The organism is Lelliottia sp. GFLA7, assembly GCF_056490165.1.
The window spans coordinates 1-387 of the sequence record NZ_JBWLAQ010000129.1; the positions used below are offsets into that span (position 1 = coordinate 1).

The following is a 387-nucleotide window of genomic DNA, read 5'->3' on the forward strand; positions in this document are numbered from 1 at the left end:
TCGTCGGGTTCGCCCCCACGAGCGCGCTCATCATCAGGCCGTGCGTCGGAATCGCGGAATACGGGCCACTCGCGCCGTACCCACTGACCGAGCAGTGGACCAGGCCCGGATTCAGTTCCGCCAGTTCGTTATCGGAGAGACCCAGCTTGGCGAGAGCGCCGGGCGCATTGCCGTCGACGAGCACCGCCGCGTCCTCGATCAGCCGCCGGAACAGTGCCGCCCCCTGCGCTGTTCGCATGTCGAGGGTGACCGACCGCTTGTTGCGGTTCAGTTGCAGGTGCGCAGGACTGTACCCGGGCGTCACCTGCCCCAGCGCCCAACGGATCAGATCGCCGTGTGGCGGTTCGACCTTCACGACGTCGGCCCCGAGGTCGGCCAGCAGCATCC

The 387-nt window shown here is 68.0% G+C and carries 1 protein-coding gene; it reads right to left on the reverse strand.

The annotated features are described in order from the left end of the window. On the reverse strand, positions 1-387 hold a 387-nt coding region (locus AC07RN_RS21495; RefSeq protein WP_478337304.1), incomplete at both ends, for a CoA transferase.